Raw genomic sequence first — 2752 nt, 5'->3', positions numbered from 1 at the left:
GTCGCCGGTACGGCAACCTGGTGCTGGTCGCCGGTCGGACCGAGCCACCGGTGCCGGACCTGACCCGCCGCGCCGCCGGGGACTGGTTCCCGGGCAGGGTGCTGGCCGGCACGGAGCTGGACCGCTTCGCCGGTGGCGCGCCGGTGGTCCACGACGCCGACGCCACCGACTCGACGCCGCCCCCGCCCGGAATTTTTTCCGTGGGCCGTTGATCCGATCGACTGCCGCCTCCGTATCATCCGTCGGCAGGCCCGTGGGGGGCGGCCGATGTGATCGGATTCCCGGAGGTCTGCATGCATGCGGTGGCGGCCGGCTGGCACGGGGACAGGGTTCGGCCGGGCTGGATGTCCGCGCGCTCCCAGTCCCGGCCGAGCGCTTCTGCTCGCGGGGTCGACGCCCGCCCCGACCCTCGTCAGAATGACCCGGTGCCGCCCCGACCCGCGCCCGGACGTCACCAGGCACCACCGTCCACCGAGTCCAGTCACTCCGACCAGCTGATCCGGCTGCTCTACGCCGAGCACGCCGGTCCGCTGCTGGCCTTCGTCATGCGGCTCACCGGCGGTGACCGGCAGCGCGCCGAGGACATCGTGCAGGAGACGCTGCTGCGGGCGTGGCGCAACGCGCACCGGCTCGGCGCGCAGGGGCAGGGTTCGCTGCGGCCGTGGCTGGTGACGGTGGCCCGGCGGATCGCCATCGACGAACACCGCAGCGAGCAGGCCCGGCCCGCCGAGACGTACGACCGGGACCTCACCGCCTTCGCCGAGGCGGACAGCACCGACCGGGTGCTGCGCACGATGACCGTGGCGGACGCCCTGCGTACGCTCAGTCAGTCGCACCGGGAGATCCTGGTCTCGACCTACTTCCGGGGCCGGACGGTCCCGGAGGCCGCCGAGGAGCTGGGCCTACCGCTCGGCACCGCCAAGTCACGGGTCTACTACGCGCTGCGCGCCCTGCGCACGGCTCTGCAGGAACGGGGGGTGACGGAATGAGCCGGGCAGACCACATGGACGTCGCCGCGTACGCGCTCGGGGTACTGGACGAGCACGACACGGAACGGTTCGAGGAGCACCTCGCGACCTGCTGGGCGTGCGCCGCGGAGCTGGAGACGATGGTCCCGGTGGTGGGCATGCTCTCTGGCATCGACGGCGAGACGATGACGGCGCTGGAGCAGACGCAGACCGACCCGGCCCTGCTGGACCGGACGCTGGTCGCGGTCCGCGCCCACCGGCGGAAGACGCGGTTCCGGCAGTTGCTCGCCACGGCCGCCGCGGTGGTCGTCTTCGGTGGGCTGACCGGGGTCGGCTTCGCCAGCGTCACCCGGGACAGCGCGCCCGACGTGGAGGCCCTGCCGACCACCAGCGCGCCCGCGAGCCCGCCCGTGACCCGCGCCGGTCAGCCGGGCGACCCGGGCATCGGCGGACCGACCCCGATAGAGGGCAAGCAGCGCAACGCCACCGACACTACGACCGGTGTGGAGGCGACGTTCTTCGTGGCGTCGAAGGAGTTCGGCACGGGGGTGAACTTCACCCTCTCGAAACTGCCCGGCCCGCGCGTCTGCCGCCTGGTGGTGGTGCGGAAGAACAGCACGTCCGAGATCATCTCCACCTGGTCGGTACCGGGCGGCGGCTACGGCACCAGCACGAACGCCACCCCCCTGACACTGGCCGCCTCCACATCGACGCCGACCAGTGAGATCAAGCACTTCCAGGTGCAGTCGGTGGACGTCAACGGGGTGGCGAGCCCGCTGGTTACGGTTACCCCGTCCTGACCCGTACAACGCGGATTGGCGCCGGCCACATTGGCCGGCGCCAATCCGCCGTTCGCGTCTTCACCGGCTCCTCGTGCCGACCTACGGATATCCGGGCCATTCGGTTCAACTCATACGAGTGAAATTGACCACTGTCGTCGATTCAACCTTGACAGCAAGCCTCCCGTATTACCCGGTGAACTGCCAAGAATGAGGAGGGCACGTGGCACAGATGAAGCGGACCGTCATCGTCGCGAGCGCGATGGTCGCACTTACGGCCTGCGCTCCCGCGGGTTACGACGGGGCGAACGCGGGCGCGGCCGAGCCGGTCGCCGTCGCCGCGGCCGAACCCACCGCGTCGGTCGAGGCCGAGGCGTCGGCGGCACCCGAAGCGTCCGCGGAGGCTCCGCCGCCCGCCGACGTCGACCTCACCGACGAGCTCAACGGCAAGAAGGTCGCCCGGATGGGCAGCGTGGTCACCGACCAGGACGGCTGGATCCTCTACCGCTTCGACAAGGACACCAACGACCCGGCGGCGTCGAACTGCGTCGACAAGTGCGCCGAGGTGTGGCCGCCCGCGCTGACCGACGGAAGCCCGCAGCTCAACGGCATCTCCGACGACAAGGTCGGCACCATCACCCGGCAGGACGGTACCCGGCAGATCACGCTGGACGGCTGGCCGCTGTACCGCTACATCGGTGACAAGAAGCCCGGCCAGTGGAAGGGCCAGGGCGTCGGTGGCACCTGGTTCGTGGTGGCCCCGGACGGCAAGAAGAACCTGACCTGCCTGCCGACCGGCACCCCCAAGCCCGTCGCCCCGCCGGCCGACGACGCCGAGGCCGAGAGCGGCGGATCCGACTACTCGTACTGACGGCACCAGTGAGGCACGGTGGCCGGTCGCAGCTGGGAGGGCGCGGCCGGCCACCGCCGGATCCGGGTGCGGGGCGTACCGGCAACGTCTCCGCCCGGCCCGCGGCGTCGGCCCGTACCGCGGGCCGGCGCCGC

At 71.7% G+C, this 2752-nt stretch carries 3 protein-coding genes and 1 pseudogene; all 4 read left to right on the top strand.

The window, feature by feature from the left end:
- A pseudogene (locus tag AB0I76_RS27040) lies at positions 1–212 on the top strand (spermine synthase); the annotation flags it as partial.
- A gap of 81 nt (positions 213–293) precedes the next feature.
- Positions 294–989, top strand: a complete 696-nt coding sequence (locus AB0I76_RS27035; RefSeq protein ID WP_357041087.1) for a sigma-70 family RNA polymerase sigma factor — start codon at positions 294–296, stop codon at positions 987–989.
- On the top strand, positions 986–1768 hold the full coding sequence (locus tag AB0I76_RS27030; protein ID WP_357041084.1) for an RNA polymerase subunit sigma: 783 nt from the start codon (positions 986–988) through the stop codon (positions 1766–1768). The genes AB0I76_RS27035 and AB0I76_RS27030 overlap by 4 nt, the downstream gene beginning before the upstream one ends.
- 202 nt (positions 1769–1970) lie before the next feature.
- Positions 1971–2618: a hypothetical protein gene (locus tag AB0I76_RS27025; protein WP_357041082.1), complete on the top strand. Its 648-nt coding sequence runs from the start codon at positions 1971–1973 to the stop codon at positions 2616–2618.
- Positions 2619–2752: the final 134 nt, after the last annotated feature.

The sequence above is a fragment of the Micromonospora sp. NPDC049799 genome (genome assembly GCF_040656655.1).
Classification (GTDB): domain Bacteria; phylum Actinomycetota; class Actinomycetes; order Mycobacteriales; family Micromonosporaceae; genus Micromonospora.
Note: the sequence above shows the minus strand (reverse complement) of the source record. Positions and strands in the feature narration are given on the sequence as shown.